Below are 26,016 nucleotides of genomic sequence, written 5' to 3'. Positions count from 1 at the left end.
GGGCGACTCCTTATTGTACGATCGTATAACAACGCGATGACCACCAAGCAATCCTACACGCCGGCGTACACGCGGGGCGATCCGGACGAGCGCCGACAGAGCCTGATCGAGGCGACGGCGCGTTCCCTCGCCGTGCATGGGGTGGGGGGTACTTCGGTCCGCTCGATCTGCGCGATGGCGGGGGTCTCGCCCGGGTTGCTGCGGCACTATTTCGGCGGCGTTGCCGATGCGATTGCGGAGGCCTATCGCTGGACCGGCCACCGCGTGGCGCGTGCGCTGGAGGAAGCAGTGGAGGCGGCGGAGGACAATCCCCGCGCGCGGCTGCTTGCCTATCTCGTCGCCAGCTTTCGCCCCCCGATCGCCGATCCGGAACTGCTGGCGACGTGGCTGGCCTTCTGGGCGATGACGCCGCAGGATCCTGCGATCGGGCGGCTGCATGAAGACATCTATGGAGAGTTCCGCAGCGGCATGGATGCGCTGATCCGCGCCTGCCGGCCGGACATGGCCGATACCCGGCTGATCGGCGTGGCGTTGACCGCGCTGATCGACGGGCTCTGGCTGGAACTCAGCCTTGGCAAAGCGCCGTTCACCCCGGAAGAGGCCGAAGGCCTGGTGGCGACGTGGCTAGACGCGCTCCTCGACAGTCTTGCGGCGAACCAGCAGCCAGATCGGCAGGCCTAGCGCCATCAGTACGAAGCTGAGGCCGCTGGCACCGATGCCTGCGCCCCACAGCGTCCACAGAGCATAGGCCGCGCCAAGGATCGCGGCGGGCCGCCCGATGCCAAGCTTGAGAGCCGAGAGGGCGCAGGCGAGGTAGAGCCACAAGGTTGCCGACGTCGAAAGCAGCAGCAGGTATTCGAACAGCGATTGCATCGATCGGCTGGCGTTCATCGCCGCGAAGAGGCTGGCGATCACCGTAGAGATCAGCAGCGCGCGCCGGGCGACGCCGCGCGTGTCCGTCTCTGCAAACCAGGCAGGCAACAGGCGGCGATGCGCCATGTCACGCACCATTTCGGCCTCAAGCAGCGTCCAGCCGTTGAGTGCGCCCACGCAACTTATCACCGCAAATACGGCGATCAGGACGGCCGCATCCGAACGCCAGAAATAGCTGACGAACGTCGCGAAAGGGGCCGCCGAATGCGCAGCGAGATCGACCGGCAGCAGCAGCGCGATGGCCGAACAGACCATCAGGTAGAGAATGCCGGTTAGCCCCGTGCCCCATAGCGTGGCGCGGGCGATGTTCACTTCCGGATTGCGCACGCGCGCCGCGGCGACGCTGGCGCTTTCGAAGCCGAGCAAGGCCCAGAGCGTCAGGCTGGCAGCACCGTTCACGGCGCCGAAGCTGATGCTGCCGGGGGCAGGCGGGGCAATCTGGGCGAAGCCGTCGTTCAGCACGATCACGGCGATCACGACGACGACGATCAGGGGGATGACCTTCAGGCCCAGCGTCACAACCTGAAAGCCACCTGCCGCGCGGGCGCCGCGCAAGTTGATCAGGGCCATCAGCCAGAGCAGCGCCATGGCCGCGATGGCGGGTATGTGTTCACCCTTCCCGAGTGGTGGAAATATATCCGAAAGATAGCTGACTGCGGCCACGGCAATCGCCACCACGGAAGTCCACATGGAGACGAGATAGATCCAGCTGATGAAGAAGCCGACCGTTGGTCCGAAGGCATCGGTAACGAACCCCGCCGGGCCGCCCGCCTGCGGACGGGCGCGGGTCAATCGGCTGAGTACGTAGGCCAGGATCAGCGCCCCGCTGATCGTCACCACCCAGCCGATTACGCCGTTCCACCCGAATGGCGCCAGGCTGGCGGGGAGGAGGAACACGCCCGATCCGATCATGTTGCCCATGACCAGCGCGGTGGCGGCCACCAGGCCCAGGCTCCCGCCTGAGCCCGCGATTTTCGGAGTCTGTTCTGTCACACCATCGTAGGTATCAGAAATAGACGCCGAACTTTAGCTTGTTCGTGCTGTCGATCAGAATCCGCGGGCCACGCCCTCACGCCGTGGATCGGCACCGCCCAGATAGCCCTTGGGCGTGACGATCACGGCCTGCAGTCCCGATTCCTCGCCCCGGCTGGTCGAGAGGGGCATGCCGCGTGCGGCAAGGCCGGTCATGATCGGATCGGGGAATAGATCCGCGCTGTAGGTATCGCCCTTGGCCACCAGGTTGGGCAGCGAAACCGCGTCCTGCGGGTTCATCTTCCAGTCCAGTAGCGCCACCAGCACCTTGAGGTTGTAGGCCTGGATCGCCGAGCCGCCGGGCGATCCGGCAGCTGCCATGAACTTGCCCTGCGGGGTCAGCACGATGGCCGGCCCCATGCTGGAACGCGGACGCTTTCCGGGCGCGGGGGCGTTGGCGGCAGGCGCTCCGTCGGTGTCGTTGGGAGAGAACGAGAAGTCGGTCAGCTGGTTGTTGAGGAAGAACCCGTCCACCATGCGGCCCGATCCGAAGATGCTTTCGACCGTGGTGGTCATCGAGACGACATTGCCTTGCGTATCGATGATCACGAAGTGGCTGGTGCCACCCGGTTCCGCCGTTGCATCCGGCCCATAAGCGGGCGCGCCCTTTGGCATGCCGAAGGTGACGGGGCCGGCCTTTTCACCGATCAGCGCGGCGCGGCTGGCCAGGTATTCGGGATCGAGCAGACCTTCCACCGGCACTTTCACGAAGGCGGGATCGCCGACATAACGATCACGATCGGCGTAGGCGAGGCGGCTGGCCTGGGCGAACTGGAACCATGCCTTCTCGTCCTTGGGCGAGCGCTTGTCGATGTCGGTATGGGCCAGCACGCCAAGTGCGATCTGCAGGCCCGGGCCGCCAGAGGGTGCCTGGGGCGTGCAGACCACGTAGGTGCGGTAGGGATTGCACAGCGCTGGCCCCGAACGCGGCGTGTAGGACGCCAGATCGGCCAGCGTCATCGTGCTGGGGCGCGGGCCTTCGTGCAGGCGTGCAATGATGTCCTGCGCGACCGGGCCGGTGAGCAGGCCGGAGGCGCCGAACCTGGCGATCCGTTCCAGCGTCTGGGCATAGGCCAGGTTGCGCAGCCGGTCGCCGGCGATGTAGCGGGAACCGTCCGGCTTGGTGAAATAGCGCACAGCATCGGGCGAAGAGGCCTGCGGCGCGCGCGACTGGATCATCCCGGCAAGGCGGGGGCTGACGATGAAGCCGTCTTCCGCAAGCGCATGCGCCTTGTCGAACAGGCCGGCCCATTCCAGTTTGCCATGATCGCGATAGGCCATGTCCAGCATGGCGATGGCGCCGGGTACGCCGGTGGAAATGCCGCCAAGCACGGCATCGTAGAAGGGAATGGGCTTGCCTGCGTCATCCACGAAAAGGCGGTTGGTCGCGCCGGAGGGGGCTTTCTCGCGCCCGTCATAGGCGGTCACCTGTCGCGTCTTCGCATCGTAGAAGATCATGAACCCGCCGCCGCCAAGGCCGGAGCTTTGCGGCTCCACCAATCCCAGCACGGCCTGGATCGCCACTGCCGCATCGACCGCCGATCCGCCCTTGCGCAGCACTTCGACCCCTGCCTCTACCGCGAGCGGGTTGGCGGCAGCGACCATGGCGTGTTTTGCAAGACCCCACTGCTGCGGACGGTCTGCCTTCGCAGCGGCAACATTCGCCGGCGCCTCTGCCTGTGCCGCGGGCGGAACGACCAGGGCCAGGGCGAGGGCTAGAGCAGTGATTCGGTGAAAAGGCGTGAGGCGACGCAAGCGCGATCTCCAGCAAAGGGCGGATTGAGAGCGACCGATTTTCCGGAGGCTTAACGGCGCGCGCCGGTTTGCACCAGCCCCCGGATCGGCGGACATATTTCGTCGCGCTGGCTTCGGGCGATTCCCGAACCTCGCTATGTTCGCAATCGCAGCAGGTGCAATTGCCGATTGGCTTGCGTTACTTGCAATAATATCTCCGTTCGGGTGACTTGCGGGCATTAGTTAGCGTGCTAATTACCCGCCCATGCAGGAACGACGGCAGGAAAGACGATTGCGCGAGCGGGCGTTTGCCGAAAGGCTGGCGCCGGTGTCGCGATCATGGCGACAGCTGGCGGACGACGCGCTTTCATCGCTCGGGATATCCAATTCCTCGGGCTGGGCGCTCGTGCACTTGTTGCGGCTGGGCAAGACGGTCCGCCAGAGCGAGCTTGCCCGCGTCGTCGGCGTCACCGAACCCTCGCTGGTGCGAACGCTGAACCTGCTGGAAGGCGCCGGCCTGATCGAACGGATTGCCGACGAGACTGATCGCCGCGCCAAGCACCTTGCGCTGACCCCGGAGGGGGAGGCGCTGGCAGAAAGAATCGATACGCGTCTCAATGCATTGCGCGCGAGCCTCCTCGATGGCATTTCTGATGAAGACCTTGAAACCACGGTGGCGGTTCTCGATCGGATCGCTGCTCGCGTGGCCGAAAGCAGCGGCAAACCATGACCAAGCGCTTTGGATTTGATGCAGCGCTGTTTTCGGTAAAGGCGTACCTCGCCGCGATCCTGGCCGTCTATATCGCGCTGTCGATCGGGCTGGACCGGCCTTACTGGGCTTTCCTTACCTCCTACATTGTCGCGCAGCCGCTGGCCGGCGCGGTCGTGTCGAAGGCGATGTTTCGCGTGGTGGGCACGTTCGTCGGTGCCGCCATGGCCGTCATCATGGTGCCGCCGCTGGTGAACGCGCCCGAATTGCTGACATTGGCGATTGCCAGCTGGCTGGCGATCTGCGTGTTCGTCTCTCTGCTGGACCGCACGCCGCGCTCCTATGCCTCGGTCCTCGCCGGTTATACGGCGGTGCTGATCGTGTTGCCCAGTGTCGATACGCCGCAGCTGATCTTCACCACCGCTTCGCTGCGTGTGCAGGAAATCACCATCGGCATCCTCTGCGGCAGCTTCGTGCATGCGCTGGTGCTGCCGCAGTCGGTATCCGCCTTCATGCTCCAGCGCGTCTCGACGATCCTGACGGATGCCGAGCGCTGGTCGCGCGATTCGCTGCACATCGATGTGGACCCGGCGGTGGATCGCGAGCGTCGCCGACTGGCGCTTGACGTGACGGAACTGCACCAGCTTTCGACGCACCTGCCTTACGAGAGTACGCGGATCGCGCCGCGCATTCGTACGGTGCGCGCGCTGCAGGACCAGCTTTCGATGATCATGCCGCTGGGCGCAGCAGTGGCCGATCGTATTGCCCAGCTTCACGAAGCCGGCGGCGGCCCGTCCGAAGTGGTTGGCCTGTTGGCCGATACGCGTGGTTGGTTCGGCCGGCTGGACACGATGCCGATTGCCCAGCGTACCGCCGAAGCCGAAGCCCTGTGCTTGCGTTGCAAGGCGCTGGAGCCGCTGGTGGGAGAAGGGGCCTCATGGCACGATCTCATCCTGCTCAGCCTGCTTTCGCGCCTTGCCACCCTGATCGGCGCGCATCGCGATTGCCGTGATCTTGCCGACCAGTTGGCCTCGCCGACGATCCGCCCGGTAAGCGACCGCGCGGCCGAACTGCTGGAAGGCCGGCGCGGGCGGGAGCTTCACCTCGATTTCGGGGGCGCCATTCGCGGCGCGCTCAGCGCCTTCATCACGATCGTGCTGGGCTGTGTGATGTGGATCTACAGCGGCTGGCACGATGGCGGCACGGCGATCATGCTGGCCGGCGTCTTCACCGCGCTTTTCGCCGCTGCGCCCGATCCGCTGGCCCCGCTGCGCTCGTTCTTCGTGGGCACGTTCATCGCGACCTTGCTGGGCCTGCTCTACGGCTTCGTCCTGCTACCCCGGCTCGACGGTTATCTTCAGTTCGCCGCGGCCATGGCGCCGATGCTGCTGATGCTGGGGATGTTGATGCAATCGCCGCGCTATGGCGGCATTGCCGTGCCGCTGTTGCTGGGCTTGGGATCGCCCGTCCTGGTGGCGGATCGGTATGTCGGCGGGTTCGCCAGCTACATGAACGGCTCGCTCGCCCAGCTTACCGGCATCCTTTACGCCATTGTCATGATCCGCCTGCTCAGCTCGACAGGCGCGGAATCCGCCATCCGCCGCACATTGCGCGCAGGCTGGGTGGACATTGCCGAACGCTCCAACCTCATGGCGCCGCCTGACGTGCGCGCCTGGATCAACCGTATGCTCGACCGTATCGCCCAACTTGCACCGCGCCTTGCGATGGCCGGCCGTTCTCCCGGAAAGCCGCTCTACGATGCCCTGCGAGATCTGCGCACCGGCATCGCCATCGGCGAACTGCGCGAACTGCGCCTGGACATGTCGCCCGAACGCAGCGCGCCGCTGACCGCCGTGCTTCGCCGCGTGGGCGAGTACTACCGCAGCTTGGTGCCGGACCGCCCGGCGCCCGCCGATCCCGAATTGCTTCAGGACATCGACGTGGCCTTGGATGCCGTGCTGCGCGATGGCGACCGGGAAGCTGCCCGTTCCGGCGCGCTCGCGCTCGTAAGCCTGCGGCGCAACATCTTCCCGGATGCCGCGCCCATCGAAAGGCTGGCGGCATGAACGGGGAAATTTCCTTCGGCGGGGTTTTCGTGCCGACCTTGCTGGTGCTGGCCGTGATCGCCTCGATCATCACGCTCGCACTGATGCGCCTCGCCAATCTCGTGGGTTTCTACCGCCTTTTCGCGTATCGTGCGGCGGTTGACCTGTGCCTCTATATCCTTGTGCTCGGGCTTCTGGTCTGGGCCGCTCCGCTGATCGGTTTCCGCCAATGAAGAACCTGTTTGCCCGGATAGCCCCGAGCCTCGCTACCCTCGCGCTTGTCGTCATCTCCGCCCTGGTGGCGATCTGGCTTTGGAACCATTACGAGAACCGCCCGTGGACCCGTGACGGCCGCGTCCGTGCAGACGTCGTGCGCGTCACCCCGGATATCGGCGGTCTCGTCACCTCGGTGGAAGTGCGCGACAACCAGGAGGTGAAGGCGGGCGACCTGCTGTTCGTGATCGATCGGCCCCGCTACACATTGGCCATGCAAGCGGCGCAGGCGGCCGTGGCCAGCGCCCAGGCCAAGCTGGGGCAGGCGCAGCGCGAGGCCGCGCGCGACCTGGCACTGGGCGATCTGGTTGCGACCGAAAGCCATGAGCAGAACGTCGCCGCCGTCGCCACTGCGCGTGCCGCGCTGGACCAGACGCTGAGCGCGCTGGACAAGGCCAAGCTGGACCTTGAACGCACCAATGTCCGCGCATCGGTCAACGGCACCGTCACCAACCTGGACCTGCACCCCGGCGACTACGTGGCGCCCGGTAGCCAGGCCATGGCACTGATCGACCGCGATTCCGTGCGCGTGGAAGGCTATTTCGAGGAAACCAAGCTGCCGCACATCCATGTCGGCGCACCGGTGACCGTGGTGCTGATGGGCGAAAGCCGGCCGCTGAAGGGTGTCGTCGAAAGCATTGCCGCCGGTATCAACGACACCACCCGCAGCGATTCCCGCAACCTACTTCCCAGCGTGGAGCCGACTTTCACCTGGGTCCGGCTGGCCCAGCGCATCCCGGTGCGCGTGCGCCTGACCGATGTGCCCAAGGACGTGCGCCTGATCGCGGGCCGTACCGCCACGGTGACGATCGAGCAGCATGACCAACCCGCTGCCAAAGGCAAGCAGCCGCCTGCCGCAGCCGTCGCGACGCCGGCGCCAACGACGACTGCCAACGCATCGGCGGAGCCTGCCAAGTGATCAAGCCAGCTCGACTTCTTGGTGCCGCCTCGCTTGGCGCGATGGCGCTGCTGGCTGGCTGCGTGGCCGGGCCGAACTACAAGCCGCCGGAGCATTCGGCGGCAACGGCGCCCTCCGCCAATGGCCCATTCGCATCCGGGCAGGGCTCCTATTTCTCGCAGGATCCGTTGCCCGACCGCTGGTGGCGCCTCTATGACGATCCGCGCCTGGACGGGCTGATCGAGCAGGCGCTGGAAGCCAACGCCAATTTGCGCGCGGCCGATGCCAACTTGCGCAAGGCCGATGCGGTGGTGCGCGAATATGTCGGGCAGAAGGCACTGAGCACTTCGGTGCTGGCTGACGCCGATCTTGAGCGCGACTATACGACCACCTCGGCCGGCACCAACATGCCGGGCGTCCTGACCTACGACCTTGGCTTCTCGGTCAGCTACCCGCTCGACCTCAATGGCAAGCTGAGGCGCGCCATCGAGAGCAGCCTTGCCGATCGCGAGGCGGTGGAAGCCGCGCGCGACGCCGTGCGCATCAGCGTCGCCGCCGCCACGGCAAAGGCCTATGCCGACGTCTGTGCCGCGAACTATCAGCAGGCGACGGTCGAGAAAGTGATCGCGCTTCAGCAGCAGACGCTGACTGCCACCACGCGGCTTCAGCGCGGCGGACGCGGCACGGCATTCGACGTCAGCCGCTCCCGCACTGCTGTCGAAACCAGCAAGGCAAGCCTTCCGGCCTTCGCCGCCAAGCGCAAGGCGGCGCTCTATCTGCTGGCTACGCTGCTGGGAAAACCGCCTGCCGATTACCCGGTGGAGGTGGAAAGCTGTTCGCAGCTGCCGACGCTGCGCAATCCGATGCCGATCGGTGACGGTGCGGCGATGATCCGGCGGCGCCCGGACATTCGCCAGGCGGAGCGTACGATTGCCGGCGATACGGCCCGCATCGGCGTCGCCACGGCGGACCTCTATCCCACCGTCAGCATCGGCGGCGGCATCATCAACGACGGCAAGCTGGAGAACCTGGGCAAGACGCACAGCTTCGGCTTCAGCTTCGGCCCGCTGCTGAACTGGAGCTTCCCGAACCGCCCGCTGGTGAAGGCACGGATCGATGCGGCGAACGCGCAAGTGGACGTCGATCTCGCCAAGTTCGATGCCACTGTGCTGGACGCCCTGCGTGGTACGGAGACGGCGTTGGAGACTTATGCGCGCGATACGGACCGTGCCGCTGCTCTGGGCAGTGCGACCCGCAGCGCTGGCGTTTCGCAGGCGCAGGCAGCCAAGCTGTTCCGCTTCGGCCGCAGCGATCTGCTGTCCCTGCTGACCACACAGGCCAATCTTGCCAATGCCGAAGTCGCGCACGCCACGGCCGAAGCGACGTTGGTGGACGATCAGATTTCGGTGTTCCTCGCGCTGGGCGGAGGCTGGGAAACGCAGCCAGCCAAGTAGAGGGGGCATGCGCAGAATGCCCAACCATTGATACCCGAAGCCCGTCGTCGCCGTGCAGGCGCGGACCCCGCGACCTGTTTGCCCCGCCGGAAAAAAGCGGGGACCCCGCCTTCGCGGGGGCGACGAGGTCGTTGAGACTAATCCTTGCCCAGCGGTGAAGAAGGCCTGTTTGGGCTCAAGCTGCCCGGCGACGGGTGATGAGGCTGGCTTCGTAAGCAGCGAAGAGATCGACGAAATGCTCGTCCATCGTCCGTGCCGTGGCGGTCGGACGAGGGCGATCGTGCACCACTTTGCGGATGGCACCAGCTGCCGAATGAACATCGGCGGCGGCATAAACGCGGCCAGCACCGTCCCGCGCATGATCGGCCGCTCCGCCCGCGTCGGGAACGATCACCGGCACGCCGCTGGCGCGCGCCTCGGCGGCGGTCATGCAGAAGGTCTCCGCCTCGCAGCCGTGGACGAGCGCGTCGGCACTGGCCATGATCCGGGCGAAGGCAGCGCGGTCCCGCTCCGGCGCGAACAGGCGCACATGCGGGTTGCCGGCGATATGGCGCAGGATCGTGCGATGTTCGCGCCCTTCGCCTAGCATGACAAGGCCGATCGGGCTCTGCTGGCTGGCCATGCTCACCGCATCGATCACCATGGGCCAGCGCTTCTCCGGCGCCAGGCGGCCGATACCGAGCAGAAGCGCGGCGCTTTCGGGCAGGTCGCAATCGGCAAGCAGCCGCGCGCGCAATGCCGGGTCGCGATGGACGGGCGAGAAGCGATTGGCTTCCACGCCCATCGGGATCGTGATGGTGTGCTGTACGCCGCCTTCGTCGAGCCTGCGGGAAAGGTCGCTATTAGCGCAGACGACATAGTCGTAACGGCGTGAATTGCGGCGCAAGTGTTCCCAGAACACGGAAAACTGCCGGTCTATGGTCTGGCGGGAGAACACGTCGCCCAGCCAGCGATAGGCATAGGCGGAAAGCGGATCGGCATGCATGACGAGGCTACGCGGCGTCGGCGAATTCCAGTCCGCGACCAGCCCGGCGCTGCGCCAGGGTGAGGTCGCCTCCACGAAGTCCGGCGCCAGCGCATCCAGCGCGGCGTGCAGGCGCGGTGCCTCGTTGAAATACCAGTACTTGCGGTCGAGCGGGAAGCGCGGGCTCTTCAGCGTCACGATCCGCGCGCCGGGGCCGCGTTCGATCACCGCGTCCTCGTCACCGGGGGCGAGGATCACGATCTCGTGCCCCAGCGCCGGTCCGATGCGCAGCTTCTGTTCGACATAAGTTCGCACCCCGCCACCCTGCGGCGAGTAGAAGGCGCAGACGTCGACGATCTTCATGCGATAACGACCCTTATTTGCCTTGCTTCAGCGGGGCGACACCCAGCCCGCTGCGATAGTTCATCACGATCTGCAGCGGCGTGATCCCGCTGCCGGCCGTGGTCGCGACATTGCGCACGCTGGGCTTGCCCCAGCCGAGCTTCGGATTTCGGGAAAAGCCGATGCCGTCGATCCGCCAGTTGAACTTGCGGTCGTTGTCCCGGTCGTGCAGCAGGCTGACGGCGAAAGTGCCGGGGCCGGGCAGGCGCACGCAAAGCTTGGGCGTGCCGCTGGCGGGCACCGGCACTTCCACGCGGCGGAAGGTCTTGCCCGCACTCACCAGCACGTTGTCATCGGCCAGGAAGTCCGTCTCGTTGGCGGGATAGACTTCCAGCTTGAGCTTGCCGGTGCGGTCCTTGAGGCCCTGGACTTCTACCTCGAAGGCCGGCCCGCGTTCATTCGGGCGGCACTGGCCTTCGGCCTTGCCCAGATCGGGCGTCGAGGGGATCATCGCGGCGGCGGCAAGCGGGAGCAGCAGGGAAAGGGTCATGCGCGGGCCTCCGGCGTGGCAAGGTCACGGATGGCGAGGAGAGCGCCCAGTACCAGATGCGTTGCCAGCAGCAGCCCGGCCATCAGCGTCATCAAGGCGCCGATGTCGCCCTCGTGCCCCAGGGCCAGGACGGCAAATCCGGCGAACAGCAGGTCCTTGTTGGGCATCAGCGGCAGGCGCGAGACCAGCAGGCGCAGGGTCGCGAGGAACAGCCACCAGCTAAGCGGCACTTGCGGCAGGACGATGTGCCACATGATCGCGTTGGAAAGGGTGGTGAAGGCGATGCGGGCAAGATGGACCTGCGTGATCATCACAAGGTCGGTGCGGGGCAGGGTGAATACCTTGCGACGGAACACCATGGCCACGGCCGAGATGGCCAGCAGGATCGCCAGCGAATAGCTCAGCATCCGGGAATCGAGGCCGAGCCGGGTCATCCCCACCACCGGCAGCATGATCGCCACCAGCAGCATGGTCACGCCGTTGCCGGTCATGGCCGAAAGGATCGCCACGTCCTTCACCGCGCCGAACGGCGCCGCGGTCAACGACACGCGCTTGCGCGCCCAGGTGTAGAAGTAGGCCTCGCCCAGATAGCCGAGCAGCAGTTCGTTGTAGATCTTCTTGCGCATCAGCGCGAGCATGCCGCCCGGCGGAATGCCCCAGAGACGGTGGAAGATCAGCCATTCGCTGGCCGGCGTCACCAGATAGCCGGCCGCGAAAACCAGCCAGAATCCGATGCTGGTGGGCAGCATGGCCTGCATCTTGGCAATTTCCAGCCCGCCCATCTCGTGGACGACGGCAACGATTACCGCGAGGGACAGCACGATGGAGAACAGGGCCTGTCGTCCCCGATTGGGGGCGCGGTCCTGTGGGGTAAGCTGGATTGCCGGGGCTTGGGGCGCCAGGGCAGCGACGGTATCGGTCACGCAGTTCTCCGGGGGTGGGCGCTCAGAAAGTGCGTTGCCAGTTGGAGGGCGGCAGCCAGGCGCTTTCATCAAGCAGGCGCTGGCGGCTGCGCTCGTCCTCGCGACGCAGTCTGTCCATGAGGTCTATGTATCGATGTGCGGCACCCTCGATTTCGTAGCGGGCGGCAACGGTCCGGGCGCGGGCGGGATCGCCCGGCAGCTCGCGGATCTTCGCCAGGCCATCGGCAAATGCGGCCTCGTCGCCAGTGGGGACGAGCAGGCCGGTGCGGCCGCTTTCCAGCAGGCAGGCCATCGACACGCAGCAGTCGGTGGAGAGCACCGGCAGCCCGCTCGCCAATGCTTCCACCACGACGCCGGGCAGCCCCTCGTAATCGGAGCTGAGAACGAAGGCGTCGGCTTCGGCAAGCAAGGGGTCCACGCTGGCAAGATGGCCGGGCAGGCGCACCTGGGCGGCGATACCCAGTTCGTTGGAAAGACGCTCGATTGCCGCGCGTTCGGGCCCTTCGCCGGCGATCGTCAGCGTGTCGCCCGGGCGGGCTGCGCGGGCGAAAGCGCGCAGCATCAGCGCATGGTTCTTCTGCGCGACAAGCCGCCCGGCGGTCAGATAGCGGGTGCCCCACACCGATGTCGGCTTGCGCTCTATCCTGCCAAGGTCGGTCAGCCGGCGGCGAGAGAGGATCGGATTGGCGATGACGGCGACCTGGCGGGCGCTCGCCTGCGTGGTTTCGCGGATTTCGCGCGCCATGGGCTCAGAAAGGGCCACCAGACGGTCGAACATCCGGCCCTGGGCCCGCAGCCATGTGCCGTAGCCCTGCCTCAGCAGTGCCGGCATGTCCGGCCGGTGCAGCGCATTGCTGACCTTCAGGACCATCGGCGGCGACTGTTCGCGCAGCATGACCCGCATCGCCGCGCCGACGATGGCGTACGTGTTTCCGGGAAGGAACAGCACGTCAGCCCGGCGTTCCAGCAGGCAATTGTAGAGGCTGTGGATCATCCAGGGAGTTTCCCAGGATGCGGTCGGGAACGGCGACGGCAACTGCCAGTAGTCCAGCGGCGGCGCGCTGGTGAGATGGCTGCTGCCCGAACGGCCAAGCACGATCGTCACGTCGTGCCCCGCACGATCCCATTGCATGGCGAGCCCCAGCGCCACGCGCTCCACACCGCCCGGATCGAGGCTGTGGATCGGTATCAGGATCCTGAGCTTGTCCTTCATATTTCCCCCGACGTCGCCGCCTGCCTCCATCCGCAGTCGGCGCGTACAATTTCCGTTCGTGGCAAGACCCTTCGGGGCGGCGTTACTGTGCGTTCGATGTCGGGTTCGTGACGGCGGTGTCGCAGTCACCTCCCGGACGGAAAACCGTATTGAAAGAGTCATCCGGGCTACGGACGAATGCGCAGATCCGCATAGCGTGCAGGCCGATGGGTGGCGGCGAAGCGGCGCAGGGTCGTATCGATGCTGTCGAGCAGCGAGGTCTTCGTCACATCCCCGGGATGGACGGCGATTCGAACCGTGGACAATGCGCCCAGCGCGGCTCTGGCCAGCCCCGCGAAGGCCAGCGAGGATGCCGTGCGCATTGTGGAGCGACTGGCCCAGGTGATCACCGGCCCCTTGGCCAGCACTTGGTCGGTCGATGCGTCCCACACCCGCCAATGATCCTCGGCGATCGCGAAGTCCGCCTTGCGCAACGCCGCGCGCGCGCCTTCGCCATAGAGCCAGGCCGGGGCGATGAACCCGGCGCTTTCGCGCCCGATCACATCTTCGACCAGCGCCTTGCCTTCCAGCATGCGATTGAGCGCGGTGGCATCGTCCAGTCCCAGGAACTCGCCTTCGCCGGCCGTCATATGCTTGGCCTTGAAACGCGCGGCGGCATCGGAATGTTCGGCCATGTCCTTGTGAAACCAGCCATGCACGAACATTTCGATCCCGCGTTCGGACCATCGGCGCAGTCTTGCCTGAAAGGCCCTGTCCTTCGCCAGCGGATGCTGTCCCCAGTGGTCGGGCACCACCAGCATGGCGAAATTCGGGCCGCCCAGCCGCATTTCGAGAATGTCGGCCAATTGCAGTACGGCGCGTTCGCTGCCGGGGCCCACATCGTGGATCGAGGCCAAAAGACGCTTGGTTTCGGACGGCATCGGTTTCGGGCGGCTCCTTGCTGGCGAGGCGCAACTATGCGCCCTGCGTGACTTTGCCATGACGGCGCCGGCGGTGAATTTCCGCAGTCTTTCATGCGGTCTTGCAGGGGCTGGAATGGTCAATGTGAAATTGGAGCGCGCCAAACCGGGATTTTTCCGCTATGGGGCCCTCAAGGACCATAGGGTCGCACAAAACTCCACGGCAAATTACCCCCCCATGAGACCGCGCAAGCGGCACAGGACGATTCAACAAACTCATGACTTTTTCCCAGCTCCCCCAACCTCTTGCCGATGCTCTGACCGCACAAGGCTACGAGTCGCTCACCCCCGTTCAGGCTGCCGTTTCGGAAGCCGAGGCGCGTGGCCGTGACCTCGTGGTTTCCGCGCAGACCGGTTCGGGCAAGACCGTCGCCTTCGGCATCGCCATGAGCGACGAACTTCTGGCGGACGGCTCGATTCCCTACGCCGAAGCGCCGCTGGCTCTTGCGATCGCGCCCACGCGCGAACTGGCGCAGCAGGTCAGCCGCGAGCTTGAATGGCTCTACGGCAAGACCGGCGCGCGCATCGTTACCTGCGTCGGCGGCATGGATCCGGTGCGTGAGCGCAAGCAGCTTGAGCGCGGTGCGACGATCGTCGTCGGCACTCCCGGCCGCCTGCGCGACCATCTGGAACGCGGCAAGCTCGACCTCTCGGCGCTGCGCGTCGTCGTCCTCGACGAGGCCGACGAGATGCTCGACATGGGCTTCCGCGAAGACCTTGAAGAAATGCTCGACGCGATGCCGGAAAGCCGTCGCACGCTGCTGTTCTCGGCCACGATGCCGCGCCCGATCGAGGCGCTGGCCCGCCGCTACCAGACCGATGCGCTGCGCATCTCGACGATGAGCGAGAATCGCGGCCATGGCGACATTACTTATCAAGCCGTCACCGTTGCCCCGGCAGACGTCGAGAACGCGGTGGTCAACCTGCTGCGCCTTCACGATGCAGAGACGGCGATCCTGTTCTGCGCCACGCGCGACAATGTGAAGCACCTGCACTCGACCCTGACCGAGCGTGGCTTCTCTGCCGTGGCTCTGTCCGGCGAGCATTCGCAGAATGAGCGCAACAACGCGCTTCAGGCGCTGCGCGACAAGCGTGCACGCGTCTGCGTCGCCACCGACGTTGCCGCTCGCGGCATCGATCTTCCCTCGCTCAGCCTCGTCATCCACGTGGAGATCCCGCGCGACGCCGAAACCCTCCAGCACCGTTCGGGCCGCACCGGCCGTGCGGGCAAGAAGGGCACCGCCGTCATCGTCGTGCCGTTCCCGCGCCGTCGCCGCGTGGAAGGCATGCTGCGCGGTGCGCGTATCGAGGCCGAATGGGTTGCGGCTCCGACGCCTGAAGTCATCCGCGCGGCCGACCGTGGCCGCCTGATGGAAAAGCTGCTCGCCCCGGTCGAGGCTGACGAGGAAGATCGCGAGATCGCCCGCGAAATCCTTGAGAAGGTGAGCGCCGAGGATCTGGCAGCGGCTCTGGTCAAGGCGCATCGCGCCGCCATGCCGCAGCCTGAAGAACTGATCGGCAACAGCCCCGAAGCACGCGAGGCGCGCCAGCGTCCGGGCTTTGACGATGTCGTGTGGTTCACCATGGATGTTGGCCGCCAGCAGAACGCCGATCCGCGCTGGATCCTGCCGCTGCTGTGCCGTCGCGGTCACGTCACCCGCAACGCGGTTGGCCAGATCCGCATCATGGCCAACGAAACCTACTTCCAGATCCCGCGCGCGCAGGCCGAGCAGTTCGTCCGCGCCGTGGAGCGCACCGCGCATGACGACAGCGGCGACGTGGAGAACACTATCCGCATCGTGCAGGCGCAGGACACCCCGCGCGAGGTGGCCCGTGATCGTCGCCGTGACCGTGAAGGCCCGCAGGGTCGCGGTCGCAAGCCGCATGGCCGTGAAGAAGGTGGTCGTGGTGGCTACCAGCCCCGCCCGACCGGCGGCGCTCGTCCCGAGCGTAGCGGTGGTGGCGGCAAGCCGTTCCACAAGAAGCCCAAGAAGGGCAACTGGCAGTCCTGAGGACTGAGGAATTGATGAAGGCGGGGGCAAGTTCCCCGCCTTTTTCTTTGGCTGGCGTTTTCAGGAAGAGTTGGACTTCGGCGCTTGTGGGAGCCGGAAGGTCGAATTTCAGCCGCAGGAAAGAGCTAACCCAACCTCTGAAATCCAAACCCCGTCATCCCCGCGAAGGCGGGGATCCCGCTTTTCTGCTGCCGGAGCGCGAAGGAAGCGGGGCCCCCGCCTTCGCGGGGGCGACGATGTGATATTGTCAGGCTGACGAGCCCCGCAAAAACAGGCAGTTTGAGTTTAGACTCCGAAGCTCAGGCGCTCAGCGCCAGCACCTCAATGGCCTCTTCCTGTCCGTTGAAATCGACGAACTCACCCACTTCCGCTCCCAGCAAAGCGCGCGCGAGCGGGGCGGTGAAGGCGAGGGCACCCTTGGCCGGATCCGCCTCGTCATGCCCGACGATGCGAACTTCCCGTTCCTTGCCGTTCAGCGCGAACCGCACGCAGTGGCCGAACATCGCCACGTCGCCCGAAGGCGCAGGCTGCACTTCCGCCGTCGCCAGCCGCTTGCGCCAATAGCGCAAATCCCGCTTCGCGGTATTGAGCGCCGTTTCATCCGTCAGCGTCGGAACTTCCGCCTCCAGCGCCGCGATGCGGGCATGGATCAACGCAAGGCCGTCAACGGTGACGAGGTTCGGCCCCGGCGGGATCGGCACTTCGAACTTGGGTTCAAGATGCTCCTCGTCGCCGTCACGCCGGAAGGCTACGCTCACGCATTACCTCCCATGTACTCGTCCATGGCCTCGCTTGCCTCGAACCAGCCGGCTTCGGCCAGTTCCAGTTCGCTGGCGGCCTGAGTGCGTCGCTTGCCGATCTCACCGATATTGAGCTTGGCGAGATCGCCCTTGGCGGTGGCCGGATCGGCGAGCACGGCGTCCAGCGCGTCCAACTGCTGTTGGATACGCTTCATGCGCGTTTCCGTCTCGGAGACCTTCTTGCGCAGGGCCTTGAGTTCTTCACGCGCGACTGCACCGGACTTGCGCGCCGGCTTGCTTCCGCCCGCCGCGCCGTCGCCCTTGGGCTGGTTACGGCCGAGCACGAAGTCGATGTAATCCTCCATCGAACCGTCGTAGTTGGTCGCCGTGCCCTGATCGACCAGTACCAGACGGTCGGCGGCCAATTCCACCATGTGACGGTCGTGGCTGACCAGGATCACAGCACCTTCGAACGAATTGAGCGCCTGGACCAGCGCTTCGCGCGCGTCGACGTCCAGGTGGTTGGTCGGTTCGTCGAGGATCAGCATGTGCGGCGCGTCGCGGGTGACCAGCGCTAGCGCCAGACGCGCACGCTCGCCGCCCGAAAGCGTGCCGATTTCCGCCGTCGCCCGGTTGCCCGAAAAACCGAAGCGGCCAAGCTGCCCGCGCACGGCGACTGGCGGCTTGTCGGTCATGGCGCGCGTCATCAGTTCCAGCGGGGTAGAACCGGACGGCAATTCCTCCACCTGATACTGGGTGAAATAGCCGATGCGGATCTTGGGCGAGAAGGAAAGCGAACCCTCCATCGGCTCAAGCTGGCGGGCCAGCAGGCGTGCCAGCGTGGTCTTGCCGTTACCGTTGCGGCCAAGCAGGGCGATGCGGTCTTCGGGATCGATGCGCAGGTTCAGGCGGCGCAGGATCGGTTTTTCAGCCTCGTAGCCCACGGCGGCAAGGTCCAGCGTGACGAGAGGCGGACGCAGCTCGTTGGGGCTGGGGAAATCGAAGCTGAGCGAGGGATCGTCCATCATCGACGCGATCGGCTGCATCTTTGCCAGCATCTTGGCGCGCGACTGGGCCTGCTTCGCGGTGGAAGCGCGTGCGGAGTTGCGCGCCACGTAGTCGGCCAGCTTCTTGCGCTGCGCCTCCTGATTCGCCCGTGCCGCAGCGGCCTGAGCAGCACGCTCGGCCCGAATGCGCTCAAAGCTGTCGTACGTGCCGGGATAAAGCGCCAGCTTGCCGTGCTGGAGATGCAGGATGTGATCGACCACGTTGTTCAGCAGGTCGCGCTCGTGGCTGATGACGATCAGCGTCTTGGGATAGGTCTGGAGGAAGTTTTCAAGCCACAGCGTCGCTTCAAGATCGAGGTGGTTCGAAGGTTCGTCGAGCAGCAGCACGTCGGGCTGCGAGAACAGCAGGCCGGCCAGCGCCACGCGCATCTTCCAGCCACCGGAGAAGCTGTCCAGCGGGCGGTTCTGCATTTCCTCATCGAAACCCAGGCCCACCAGAATGCGCGCGGCGCGGGCTTCGGCGGTGTAGGCATCGATCGCGATCAGGCGGTCATGCAGGTCGCCAAGGCGGTTGGGATCGGTGCAGGTTTCGGCTTCGGCGAGCAGGGCGGTGCGTTCCGCATCCGCGTCCAGCACCGCGCCGATGGCGGTCTGATTGCCGGTGGGCGCTTCCTGCGCGATGTATCCAAGCCGGGCACGGCGGGGCATTTCGACCGAGCCGCTATCAGGCTCCAACTGCCCGATGATGGCCTTTACCAGCGTGGACTTGCCCGCGCCGTTGCGGCCGATCAGGCCTACCTTGCCGTCCTTGGGGATCGTGGCAGCGGCCTGGTCGAGGATGGTGCGCCCGCCAAGGCGGACGGTAATGTCGCGGATCGTCAGCATGGGGGCAGCGCCTAGAGGATTTTGCGCCCGGTTGGAAACATCTTCCCACCATAAGATTTTTGCGACGTGGTTTTGCGGGCAGGGGCGCGGCAGGCTCGCCATCTTCCCTATGCGTAAAGAAGAATTGATTTGCGCCAAGGCGATGGCAGTATGTGGTTGGTATCGCGTCCATACTTAACCGATCGCCGGGGGCACCGGCTGCATGATCCTGGCTGAGGAACGTCGATGAAGAAATCCGTGGTCGCCGCAGTGGTCGTTGCGGTTCTGCTGGTGGCTGGATTGGTCTGGTTGCTGACGCGAAGCCATCAGGATCCCAATACGATCGTGCTCCACGGCAATGTCGATATCCGGCAGGTATCGCTCGCCTTCGACGGTTCGGGCCGGATCGTCCAGATGGCGGTGGAGGAAGGCGATGCGGTGAAGGCCGGGCAAGTGCTGGCTCGCCTCGACACGGTGACGCTGGGGCTTCAGGCCCGCAACGCCCAGGCGCAGATGAGCGCGATGCAGGAAAACCTGCTGAAGCTGCAGAACGGTACGCGGCCGGAGGATATCGCCCAGGCCCGCGCCAGGGTCGAATCCGCCCAGGCCAGCGCAGCGCGTGCGGCGGACGACTACAAGCGCGCGCAGTCGGTATCGGCCAATACGTCCGGCCGCGCGGTCAGCGCGCAGGAACTCGATCAGGCGCGCAATGCATCGCAAGTCGCCGCGGCGCAGTTGAAGGAAGCCGCCGAGGCGCTGAATCTTGCGACGCGGGGCCCACGCGCAGAGGATATTGCCGCCGCCAAGGCGCAAGTGAAAAGCGCGGATGCGCAACTTGCCTTGCTCCATCACCAGATCGACCAGGGCGAACTCCGGGCGCCGGCCGATGCCGTCGTCCGTTCGCGCCTGCTGGAAGTGGGCGACATGGCGACGCCTCAAAAGCCCGTCTACCAACTGGCGCTGACTAGCCCGAAGTGGATCCGCGTTTTTGTGGAAGAGGCGGACCTTGGCCGTATCCGCATGGGCCAGCGCGCCGACGTCACCAGCGACAGTTTTCCCGATCAGCCCGTGCCGGGAACGGTGGGGTACATCTCTTCGGTGGCGGAGTTCACTCCGAAATCGGTGGAGACCGAATCGCTGCGGACCGCGCTGGTCTACGAAGTGCGCGTGCGAGTGGACGACAAGACGGGGCGTTTGCGGCTGGGCCAGCCGGTGACGGTTCGGATCGATGCGGGTGCCGCCAGGTCGGGATCGTAACAAGGTGAGCGATTTCACCGTCGCCTGCGAAGGCCTGCGAAAGGTCTTCGACGGTCCGGACGGCAAGCCATTCGATGCCGTTCACGATCTGACGTTCTCGTTGCGGGCGGGCACGATCACGGGGCTGGTGGGGCCGGATGGCGCGGGCAAGACCACGCTTATGCGCATGATGACCGGCTTGCTGAAGCCCGACGGCGGCGCGCTGAAAGTGCTGGGCATCGATGTCTCCGCCGATCCGCAGGCGGTGCAGAACCGCATCAGCTACATGCCGCAGCGTTTCGGGCTCTACGAAGACTTGTCCGTGCAGGAAAACATGGACCTCTATGCCGATCTCCACGGCGTGCCGCTGGAAGTGCGCGCCGAACGCTTCAAGCGCATGCTGGACATGACCGACATGGCCCGCTTTACCGACCGCGCGGCGGGCAACCTCTCCGGCGGGATGAAGCAGAAGCTGGGCCTTGCCTGCACTCTGGTGCGGGTGCCGGACCTGCTGCTGCTGGACGAGCCGAGCGTCGGCGTCGATCCGCTCTCCCGCCGAGACTTGTGGCAGATCATCGAGCAGCTGATCGAATCGGATGGTCTCAGCGTGCTCGTCAGCACGGCCTACATGGATGAGGCAGGGCGCTGCGACGAAGTGCTGGTGATGGACCATGGACGCCTGCTCGCGCAGGACAAGCCGCAGGCGATCACCGCGAAGGCGCATGGGCTTACATATGTGGTCTCACCCCCTCCCGACACTCCAGCGCGTGATCTGCAGGCCCGGTTGATCGATGCGCCGGACAAAGTGGTGGATGCGGTGCCGCGCGGCGGTGCAGTGCGCTTCATTCGCCAACCCGACAGTCCGGTCGAAACGATGGACGATCTCCTGCAAGGTCAGTCGGCCGAACCGCGGGAGGAGGAACTGGAGGACGCCTTCATGCTCCTGCTGCGTCAGCATGATGGGGCGGGAAAAAGCGCGGCGCCTGCGGAGACCGCGAAGCCTGAAGTACGGGTGGATGCCGATGCTTCATCATCGGACGGTGACAATGTGATCCACGTTCGCGATCTGGTGCGCCGTTTCGGGGACTTCACCGCCGTCGCCAATACTTCGTTCGATGTGCGGCGGGGTGAGATATTCGGTCTGCTCGGCCCCAATGGCGCGGGGAAGACCACGACCTTTCGCATGCTCTGCGGGTTGCTGCCGGCGACTAGCGGTACGCTGGAAGTGGCGGGCGTCAACTTACGCTCCGCCCGGGCGGAAGCGCGGCGACGGATCGGCTATGTGGCGCAGAAGTTCTCTCTCTACGCCAACCTCTCGGTGCGGGAGAACCTGGAATTCTTCGGCGGCGCCTACGGCCTGCGCCGCCACGAACTGAAGCAGCGCGTTCAGGCCATTCTCGATCAGTTCGGGCTCGATCCGGCGGCGACCAGCGGAGCCCTGCCGCATGGCTACAAGCAACGCCTCGCCATGGCGGCCGGGCTGGTCCACGAACCGGAAATCCTGTTTCTGGACGAGCCGACCAGCGGGATCGACCCGATCGCGCGGCGGGCGTTCTGGCGTACGATCACCTCGCTGTCGCAATCGGGCGTGACGGTGATCGTGACCACGCACTTCATGGAAGAGGCGGAATATTGCGACCGCATCGCCATTCAGGATGCGGGCCATATGCTGGCCCTCGGCACGCCGCAGGAAGTGCGCGAGCAGGCCGGCGGCGACAGCGTTGGCGACATGAACCAGGCCTTCATTGCCATCGTCGAGCAGGGCAGGGCGCATGAAGCCGGGGAGAAATCCGCGGCATGAGCGACGACCGCACCGAAAGCGCCTTCCTCACCCGGTTGACCGCCTTGGTGCGCAAGGAAACGCGCCAGATGCTCCGCGATCGCAGCAACCTGATGGTGGGCCTGCTGTTGCCGGTCGCGCTGATCCTGCTGTTCGGGTTCGGCCTCTCGTTCGACGTCAAGAATGCGCCGGTGGCGCTGGTGATGCAGGATCGTTCCGCCGGCGCGCGCGAAATCGTCTCGGGCCTGCGCGGTTCAGCCTATCTCGATCCCATCGATGTCGAAACCATGGAGCAGGCAAGCCGCATGCTTCGCGAGGGCAAGGTGGACGCCATCGTTCAGATCCCCAACGATTTCGCCAGTCGGCAGGTGAAGGGCGGGGCGGAGATCCAGCTCATCTTGAACGGCGTCGATTCGACAACGGCCCAAACGCTGGAAGCCTATATCCAGGGCGCCGTTGGAGTGGCCGTGGCGCGGCAGGCGGATCGAGGCGGCGCGACGGCATCCGGTGGTTCGGTCACGCTGATGACGCGGACCTGGTTCAATGAGGAAGGCAACAGCCGCTGGTATCTGGTGCCTGGCCTAGTCGTTCTCATCATGACGCTGGTGGGCGCCTTCCTCAGTTCGCTGCTGATCGCGCGCGAGTGGGAGCGCGGCACGTTGGAGGCGCTGTTCGTCACGCCGGTGCGCCCACTGGAGCTCGTGCTGGCGAAACTGGCGCCTTACATCGTGATCGGGCTGATCGACCTGACGATGTGCCTTCTGGCCGCAGTATTCCTGTTCGATGTGCCGATCCGGGGATCGATGCTGGCGATCATCCTCGTCTCTTTCCTCTACCTGCTGGTGTCGCTGCTGGTCGGCCTGCTGATTTCCGGGGTGACGCGCAACCAGTTCGCCGCCAGCCAGGTGGCGTTGCTGACCAGCTTCATGCCCGCGCTGATGCTGTCCGGCTTCGTGTTCGACTTGCGGAACATTCCCGTCGCCGTGCAGGTGGTGGCCCAAATCCTGCCGGCCACGCACTTCATGGGCGTGATCAAGACGCTTTTTCTCGCCGGAACCGATTGGGGCATGGTGGCCAGCAACAGTCTGATCCTGATGGGCTACATCGCGATCCTGACGATCCTCACCCGCCGCACCTTGCGCAAGCGACTGGACTGAGCCGATGAACCGAACATTGGCATGGCTGGGCGCAATTGCCTTCCTCTTCCGCAAGGAAGTGCTGGCGCTGTTCAAGGATCCGGCCAACCGTATCATCCTTTTCGCTCCGGCCTTCATCCAGACGCTGCTGTTCGGATATGGCGCGATGCTCGATCTCCAGCATGTGCCTTATGCGCTGCTGGACCAGAGCCGGGGGCAGGCCGCGACCGAACTGATCGCCCGGCTGGACGGCACCGGCGTATTCTCCCGCCAGGCCACGCTGGACAACGCCAACCAGATCGCGCGCCTGATCGACCGGCAGAAAGTGCTGATGGTCGTCACCATTCCCGCCGACTTCGACCGAAATCTGGAAAGCGGCCAGAACGCCGCAGTGCAGGTCGTGTTCGACGGACGCAACTCCACCACGGCCGGGTCTGCGGCGGCCTATATCGCGTCGGTGGTGCAGGCGTTCAATGCTTCGCGATCCGGCACGCCAGGGGTGACTGTGGTGCGGCGGGCCTGGTTCAATCCCAACCTCGAATCGCGCTGGCAGATCATGCCGGCCATGATCGCCACGCTCTCCATGCTCCAGACGATGCTGCTGGCGGCGCTTTCGGTGGCGCGGGAGCGGGAGCAGGGGACGTTCGACCAATTGCTGGTCACGCCGATGACGCCGCTGCAGATCCTTGTCGGCAAGGCGCTGCCGTCGATCGTGGTCGGGCTGCTGCAATCGACGATCGTGCTTCTGATCGTGCTGCTGTGGTTCCGCGTGCCGATGAGCGGTTCGCCTTTCGTGCTCTATTTCGGGCTGCTCTGCTTCAATATCGCCTCTGTCGGGATAGGTATGACGCTGTCAGCCTTCGCGCTGAACATGCAGCAGGCGATGCTCTATTCCTTCGTGTTGATCATGCCGCTGACGCTGCTGTCCGGCATGCTCACGCCGATCCGCAATATGCCTTTGGTCCTCCAGTACGCGACTTACGTGAACCCCTTGAGGTTTGGCGTTGCCATCGTGCGCCGGGTCTATCTGGAGGGCGCGGGGATCGCGGATGTTGCCATCAACTTCCTGCCGTTGCTGGCGGTTGCGGCAGTCACACTGCCGCTGGCCGCATGGCTGTTCCGCCACCGGCTTGCCTGAATGCAAGGATTGACCGCCATGTTTCGTGCTCGATTTCCGCAGGCAGCGTTTCTTGCCCTGAGTCTTGGCTTGGCGGGTTGTACGGTGGGGCCGGACTTCAAGGCGCCCGTCACGCAGGCACCCGACGACTGGTCGCAATGGCGCAGCGGTACCGCCGATGTGATCGCGGTTCCGGCGGGCAAGCAGCCGATGCCGGCGGAGTGGTGGACGCTGCTCGGCGATCCGGTGCTGAACGATCTCGAAAGCCGTGCGTTGGCCGCCAGTCCGGACTTGCAGACCGCCGCGCTCCACCTCGCCCAGGCGCGCGCCCAGCGCGGCGCGGCAGCTTCGGCAGGGCTGCCGCAAGTCAATGCCAGCGCCGGCATCACGCGCGAGCGGATGAGCGAATATGGCGCCTCGACCCGCCTTTTCGATGTGCTGGCGGGGGACAACCGCGACCAACTCGCCGAATATCTGGCCAGACCCTTCACGCTCTATCAGGGTGGGTTCGACGCCGGGTGGGAGATCGACCTCTGGGGCAAGGTCCGCCGCTCAGTAGAGGCGGCCGACGCCGGAATCGCGCAACAGGGCGCCTTGCTGGACCTTACGCGGCTTTCGGTCACTGCCGAAGTCGCACAGGCCTATTTCGCGATGCGGAGCGCGCAGGCCCAAGGCGCCGTGGCCGGGGAGGACATCGCTTTGCTCAAGGACCGCGTCGGCCTGGTTGGCGCACGGGTCAACGGCGGGCTGAGCGATCATACTGCCATCGAAACCGATCAGGCCAGCCTGCGCGCTTCGGAGGCGAACCTGCCAGCGCTTCAGGCAGAAGCCGCCGCACAGGCCAATCGCATCGCCATCGCACTGGGCGTTCAGCCCGGAACCTTGCGTGATGAGTTGAAGCCAGCCGGGCTGGGCCCATTGCCACCTGCGCTCCCGGACCTTTCGCTGGGGATGCCGTCCGAGGTGGCGCTGCGGAGGCCTGAAGTGCGCGCGGCGGAGGCGAAGCTCCATGCCGCGACCGCGCAGATCGGCGTTGCCGTGGCTGATCTTTATCCCAGCATCACGCTTGGCGGCGGGTTCGGGCTTGAGAGCTACCGTTCGCAGAACCTGTTCGATTGGGCGAGCCGGACCTGGCAGATCGGGCCGAGCCTCAGCCTGCCGATATTCGATGGCGGCCGCCGGCGCGCGACGGTGGAAGTGCGCAAGCTCGAACAGCGTGAGGCGGCGGTGAACTTTCAGGTCGCTGTGTTGAAGGCCTGGCAGGAGATCGACGATGCGCTTACCGGCTACACTGCCGATTGGCAGGCCCGCCAGCGTCTGGCCGATAGGTTGGAGCATGCGCGCGCCAATGCCGATCTGGTGGAGGCCCGCTATCGGGGCGGTCAGGTGAACTACTTGCCGGTCATCGACGCACGCCGCGCGGTTCTCGCCGCCCGGCGCGAACTTGATGAGAGCGACGCGCGAGTCCGCACCTGGCTGGCGGCGATCAACAAGGCCATCGGCAACGTTCCACCACCTGCGAATCCCGTAGAATCACCGTGATCGAAAGGCGTTCCGGCAGCGTGCTGCGTCGGCGCACAAGTTATCAACACTTATCTCGCCCATTTTGCGGTGCAACATGCCGCAAGACCTGTCGCAACAGGGTGCGAATCGCGTAACATTCGTGCTTGCAACGCTGAATCACTTGTGATTCTATCACGGCATGAGGGCCATGCGTCACGATAACAACCTTGCGAAGGAGCGACTTGTTCAGGGCGGTGCCCTGGCCTTGCTGCTGCTCATGGGCGGTTTCGTTATCGCGGGCCCCAGCGGCATTCTTGCCTGGGGCGAAAACCAGCGCCTGCTGGAGCAGCGCCGGGAAAAGCTGACGGAGCTGGAAAGCCAGCGGGATCACTTGAAGAATCGCGTTGCCTTGCTGGATTCCAGCAAGGTCGATCCTGACCTTGCTGGCGAATTGTTGCGCTCCAATCTCAATGTTGCTCGCCCTGACGAAATGGTCATGCTGATCAAACGTTGAGTTTCGGCCCTTTTGGGCCTCTGGTTATGAGCATCGCCTCCCATCATGTTGCGATGCAACATTTCTGTTCGCCATAAT

The 26,016-nt window shown here is 65.3% G+C and carries 22 protein-coding genes; 13 read left to right on the top strand and 9 right to left on the bottom strand.

Annotated features, from left to right (window positions below):
- The first annotated feature begins 36 nt into the window (after positions 1 to 36).
- Positions 37 to 681 carry a TetR family transcriptional regulator C-terminal domain-containing protein gene (locus WBP07_RS06500; RefSeq protein ID WP_395394991.1) on the top strand — a complete coding sequence of 215 codons (645 nt, stop codon included), beginning with the start codon at positions 37 to 39 and terminating at the stop codon, positions 679 to 681.
- Here the strand turns inward: WBP07_RS06500 and WBP07_RS06495 are convergent.
- Together WBP07_RS06495 and WBP07_RS06490 are read right to left on the bottom strand one after the other, a co-directional pair.
- On the bottom strand, positions 625 to 1,926 hold the full coding sequence (locus WBP07_RS06495) for an amino acid permease (RefSeq protein WP_395394990.1): 1,302 nt from the start codon (positions 1,924 to 1,926) through the stop codon (positions 625 to 627). The two genes, WBP07_RS06500 and WBP07_RS06495, sit on opposite strands and share 57 nt — an antisense overlap.
- A 54-nt stretch (positions 1,927 to 1,980) precedes the next feature.
- Positions 1,981 to 3,570 (bottom strand): gamma-glutamyltransferase family protein, encoded by a 1,590-nt coding sequence (locus WBP07_RS06490; protein WP_395394989.1) that lies wholly within the window; start codon positions 3,568 to 3,570, stop codon positions 1,981 to 1,983.
- Between the two features lie 421 nt (positions 3,571 to 3,991).
- Between WBP07_RS06490 and WBP07_RS06485 the strand changes: the two genes are divergently transcribed.
- Genes WBP07_RS06485 through WBP07_RS06465 form a run of 5 tightly spaced genes read left to right on the top strand, consistent with a single transcriptional unit; the run spans position 3,992 to position 9,078 of the window.
- Positions 3,992 to 4,429, top strand: coding sequence for a MarR family winged helix-turn-helix transcriptional regulator (locus WBP07_RS06485; protein WP_395394987.1), 438 nt, complete (start codon positions 3,992 to 3,994; stop codon positions 4,427 to 4,429).
- Positions 4,426 to 6,474, top strand: coding sequence for an FUSC family protein (locus WBP07_RS06480; RefSeq protein WP_395394985.1), 2,049 nt, complete (start codon positions 4,426 to 4,428; stop codon positions 6,472 to 6,474). The genes WBP07_RS06485 and WBP07_RS06480 overlap by 4 nt, the downstream gene beginning before the upstream one ends.
- A complete protein-coding gene (locus WBP07_RS06475; RefSeq protein ID WP_395394983.1) occupies positions 6,471 to 6,686 on the top strand; it encodes a DUF1656 domain-containing protein in 216 nt (71 codons plus the stop codon). Before WBP07_RS06480 ends, WBP07_RS06475 begins: the two co-directional genes overlap by 4 nt.
- Positions 6,683 to 7,645, top strand: a complete 963-nt coding sequence (locus WBP07_RS06470) for an efflux RND transporter periplasmic adaptor subunit (RefSeq protein WP_395394981.1) — start codon at positions 6,683 to 6,685, stop codon at positions 7,643 to 7,645. The genes WBP07_RS06475 and WBP07_RS06470 overlap by 4 nt, the downstream gene beginning before the upstream one ends.
- 41 nt (positions 7,646 to 7,686) lie before the next feature.
- The gene (locus tag WBP07_RS06465) at positions 7,687 to 9,078 is read left to right on the top strand and encodes an efflux transporter outer membrane subunit (RefSeq protein ID WP_395395737.1); all 1,392 of its coding nucleotides are present in this window, start codon (positions 7,687 to 7,689) and stop codon (positions 9,076 to 9,078) included.
- Positions 9,079 to 9,253: 175 nt separating this feature from the next.
- On the opposite strand, the gene WBP07_RS06460 is transcribed toward WBP07_RS06465, so the two are convergent.
- The 5 genes from WBP07_RS06460 to WBP07_RS06440 all read right to left on the bottom strand — a co-directional run bounded on the left by WBP07_RS06460 (position 9,254) and on the right by WBP07_RS06440 (position 13,990).
- Positions 9,254 to 10,405: a glycosyltransferase gene (locus WBP07_RS06460; protein WP_395394979.1), complete on the bottom strand. Its 1,152-nt coding sequence runs from the start codon at positions 10,403 to 10,405 to the stop codon at positions 9,254 to 9,256.
- Between the two features lie 13 nt (positions 10,406 to 10,418).
- On the bottom strand, positions 10,419 to 10,934 hold the full coding sequence (locus WBP07_RS06455) for a DUF2141 domain-containing protein (RefSeq protein ID WP_395394977.1): 516 nt from the start codon (positions 10,932 to 10,934) through the stop codon (positions 10,419 to 10,421).
- Entirely contained in the window at positions 10,931 to 11,857 is a 927-nt protein-coding gene (locus WBP07_RS06450; RefSeq protein WP_395394976.1) for a hypothetical protein, read from the bottom strand. The genes WBP07_RS06455 and WBP07_RS06450 overlap by 4 nt, the downstream gene beginning before the upstream one ends.
- Positions 11,858 to 11,879: 22 nt before the next feature.
- Entirely contained in the window at positions 11,880 to 13,070 is a 1,191-nt protein-coding gene (locus tag WBP07_RS06445; protein WP_395394975.1) for a glycosyltransferase, read from the bottom strand.
- 167 nt (positions 13,071 to 13,237) lie between these two features.
- Positions 13,238 to 13,990, bottom strand: coding sequence for a DUF2334 domain-containing protein (locus WBP07_RS06440; protein WP_395394974.1), 753 nt, complete (start codon positions 13,988 to 13,990; stop codon positions 13,238 to 13,240).
- A 257-nt stretch (positions 13,991 to 14,247) separates the two neighbouring features.
- Here WBP07_RS06440 and WBP07_RS06435 point away from each other — a divergent pair, with 257 nt between their 5' ends.
- Positions 14,248 to 16,041: a DEAD/DEAH box helicase gene (locus WBP07_RS06435; protein WP_395394973.1), complete on the top strand. Its 1,794-nt coding sequence runs from the start codon at positions 14,248 to 14,250 to the stop codon at positions 16,039 to 16,041.
- Between the two features lie 299 nt (positions 16,042 to 16,340).
- Here the strand turns inward: WBP07_RS06435 and WBP07_RS06430 are convergent, their stop codons facing one another.
- Both WBP07_RS06430 and WBP07_RS06425 read right to left on the bottom strand, forming a co-directional pair.
- Positions 16,341 to 16,799 carry a GreA/GreB family elongation factor gene (locus WBP07_RS06430; protein WP_395394972.1) on the bottom strand — a complete coding sequence of 153 codons (459 nt, stop codon included), beginning with the start codon at positions 16,797 to 16,799 and terminating at the stop codon, positions 16,341 to 16,343.
- Positions 16,796 to 18,673, bottom strand: coding sequence for an ABC-F family ATP-binding cassette domain-containing protein (locus WBP07_RS06425; protein ID WP_395394970.1), 1,878 nt, complete (start codon positions 18,671 to 18,673; stop codon positions 16,796 to 16,798). Before WBP07_RS06425 ends, WBP07_RS06430 begins: the two co-directional genes overlap by 4 nt.
- A 225-nt stretch (positions 18,674 to 18,898) precedes the next feature.
- Here WBP07_RS06425 and WBP07_RS06420 point away from each other — a divergent pair, with 225 nt between their 5' ends.
- The 6 genes from WBP07_RS06420 to WBP07_RS06395 all read left to right on the top strand — a co-directional run bounded on the left by WBP07_RS06420 (position 18,899) and on the right by WBP07_RS06395 (position 25,938).
- Complete coding sequence (locus WBP07_RS06420) at positions 18,899 to 19,909, top strand: HlyD family efflux transporter periplasmic adaptor subunit (RefSeq protein ID WP_395394968.1); 1,011 nt, start codon at positions 18,899 to 18,901, stop codon at positions 19,907 to 19,909.
- 4 nt (positions 19,910 to 19,913) lie between these two features.
- Positions 19,914 to 21,689 carry an ATP-binding cassette domain-containing protein gene (locus WBP07_RS06415; RefSeq protein WP_395394966.1) on the top strand — a complete coding sequence of 592 codons (1,776 nt, stop codon included), beginning with the start codon at positions 19,914 to 19,916 and terminating at the stop codon, positions 21,687 to 21,689.
- The gene (locus WBP07_RS06410) at positions 21,686 to 22,825 is read left to right on the top strand and encodes an ABC transporter permease (protein ID WP_395394964.1); all 1,140 of its coding nucleotides are present in this window, start codon (positions 21,686 to 21,688) and stop codon (positions 22,823 to 22,825) included. The genes WBP07_RS06415 and WBP07_RS06410 overlap by 4 nt, the downstream gene beginning before the upstream one ends.
- A gap of 4 nt (positions 22,826 to 22,829) precedes the next feature.
- A complete protein-coding gene (locus WBP07_RS06405) occupies positions 22,830 to 23,942 on the top strand; it encodes an ABC transporter permease (RefSeq protein WP_395394962.1) in 1,113 nt (370 codons plus the stop codon).
- Positions 23,943 to 25,463, top strand: coding sequence for an efflux transporter outer membrane subunit (locus tag WBP07_RS06400; protein ID WP_395394961.1), 1,521 nt, complete (start codon positions 23,943 to 23,945; stop codon positions 25,461 to 25,463).
- A 226-nt stretch (positions 25,464 to 25,689) separates the two neighbouring features.
- Positions 25,690 to 25,938, top strand: coding sequence for a septum formation initiator family protein (locus WBP07_RS06395; RefSeq protein WP_395394959.1), 249 nt, complete (start codon positions 25,690 to 25,692; stop codon positions 25,936 to 25,938).
- Positions 25,939 to 26,016 lie beyond the last annotated feature (78 nt).

The sequence above is a fragment of the Novosphingobium oxfordense genome, from assembly GCF_044029435.1.
Lineage (GTDB): Bacteria > Pseudomonadota > Alphaproteobacteria > Sphingomonadales > Sphingomonadaceae > Novosphingobium.
This window is presented reverse-complemented; position numbering and strand designations above follow the sequence as displayed.

What these genes read in the sequence shown, in the direction of transcription:
- WBP07_RS06500 (WP_395394991.1), top strand. Translation starts at nt 37, where the DNA reads ATGACCACCAAGCAATCCTACACGCCGGCGTACACGCGGGGCGATCCG.
- WBP07_RS06490 (WP_395394989.1), bottom strand. Translation starts at nt 3,570, where the DNA reads ATGGTCGCTGCCGCCAACCCGCTCGCGGTAGAGGCAGGGGTCGAAGTG.
- WBP07_RS06480 (WP_395394985.1), top strand. Translation starts at nt 4,426, where the DNA reads ATGACCAAGCGCTTTGGATTTGATGCAGCGCTGTTTTCGGTAAAGGCG.
- WBP07_RS06475 (WP_395394983.1), top strand. Translation starts at nt 6,471, where the DNA reads ATGAACGGGGAAATTTCCTTCGGCGGGGTTTTCGTGCCGACCTTGCTG.
- WBP07_RS06470 (WP_395394981.1), top strand. Translation starts at nt 6,683, where the DNA reads ATGAAGAACCTGTTTGCCCGGATAGCCCCGAGCCTCGCTACCCTCGCG.
- WBP07_RS06465 (WP_395395737.1), top strand. Translation starts at nt 7,687, where the DNA reads ATGGCGCTGCTGGCTGGCTGCGTGGCCGGGCCGAACTACAAGCCGCCG.
- WBP07_RS06460 (WP_395394979.1), bottom strand. Translation starts at nt 10,405, where the DNA reads ATGAAGATCGTCGACGTCTGCGCCTTCTACTCGCCGCAGGGTGGCGGG.
- WBP07_RS06455 (WP_395394977.1), bottom strand. Translation starts at nt 10,934, where the DNA reads ATGACCCTTTCCCTGCTGCTCCCGCTTGCCGCCGCCGCGATGATCCCC.
- WBP07_RS06445 (WP_395394975.1), bottom strand. Translation starts at nt 13,070, where the DNA reads ATGAAGGACAAGCTCAGGATCCTGATACCGATCCACAGCCTCGATCCG.
- WBP07_RS06440 (WP_395394974.1), bottom strand. Translation starts at nt 13,990, where the DNA reads ATGCCGTCCGAAACCAAGCGTCTTTTGGCCTCGATCCACGATGTGGGC.
- WBP07_RS06435 (WP_395394973.1), top strand. Translation starts at nt 14,248, where the DNA reads ATGACTTTTTCCCAGCTCCCCCAACCTCTTGCCGATGCTCTGACCGCA.
- WBP07_RS06425 (WP_395394970.1), bottom strand. Translation starts at nt 18,673, where the DNA reads ATGCTGACGATCCGCGACATTACCGTCCGCCTTGGCGGGCGCACCATC.
- WBP07_RS06420 (WP_395394968.1), top strand. Translation starts at nt 18,899, where the DNA reads ATGAAGAAATCCGTGGTCGCCGCAGTGGTCGTTGCGGTTCTGCTGGTG.
- WBP07_RS06410 (WP_395394964.1), top strand. Translation starts at nt 21,686, where the DNA reads ATGAGCGACGACCGCACCGAAAGCGCCTTCCTCACCCGGTTGACCGCC.
- WBP07_RS06405 (WP_395394962.1), top strand. Translation starts at nt 22,830, where the DNA reads ATGAACCGAACATTGGCATGGCTGGGCGCAATTGCCTTCCTCTTCCGC.
- WBP07_RS06400 (WP_395394961.1), top strand. Translation starts at nt 23,943, where the DNA reads ATGCAAGGATTGACCGCCATGTTTCGTGCTCGATTTCCGCAGGCAGCG.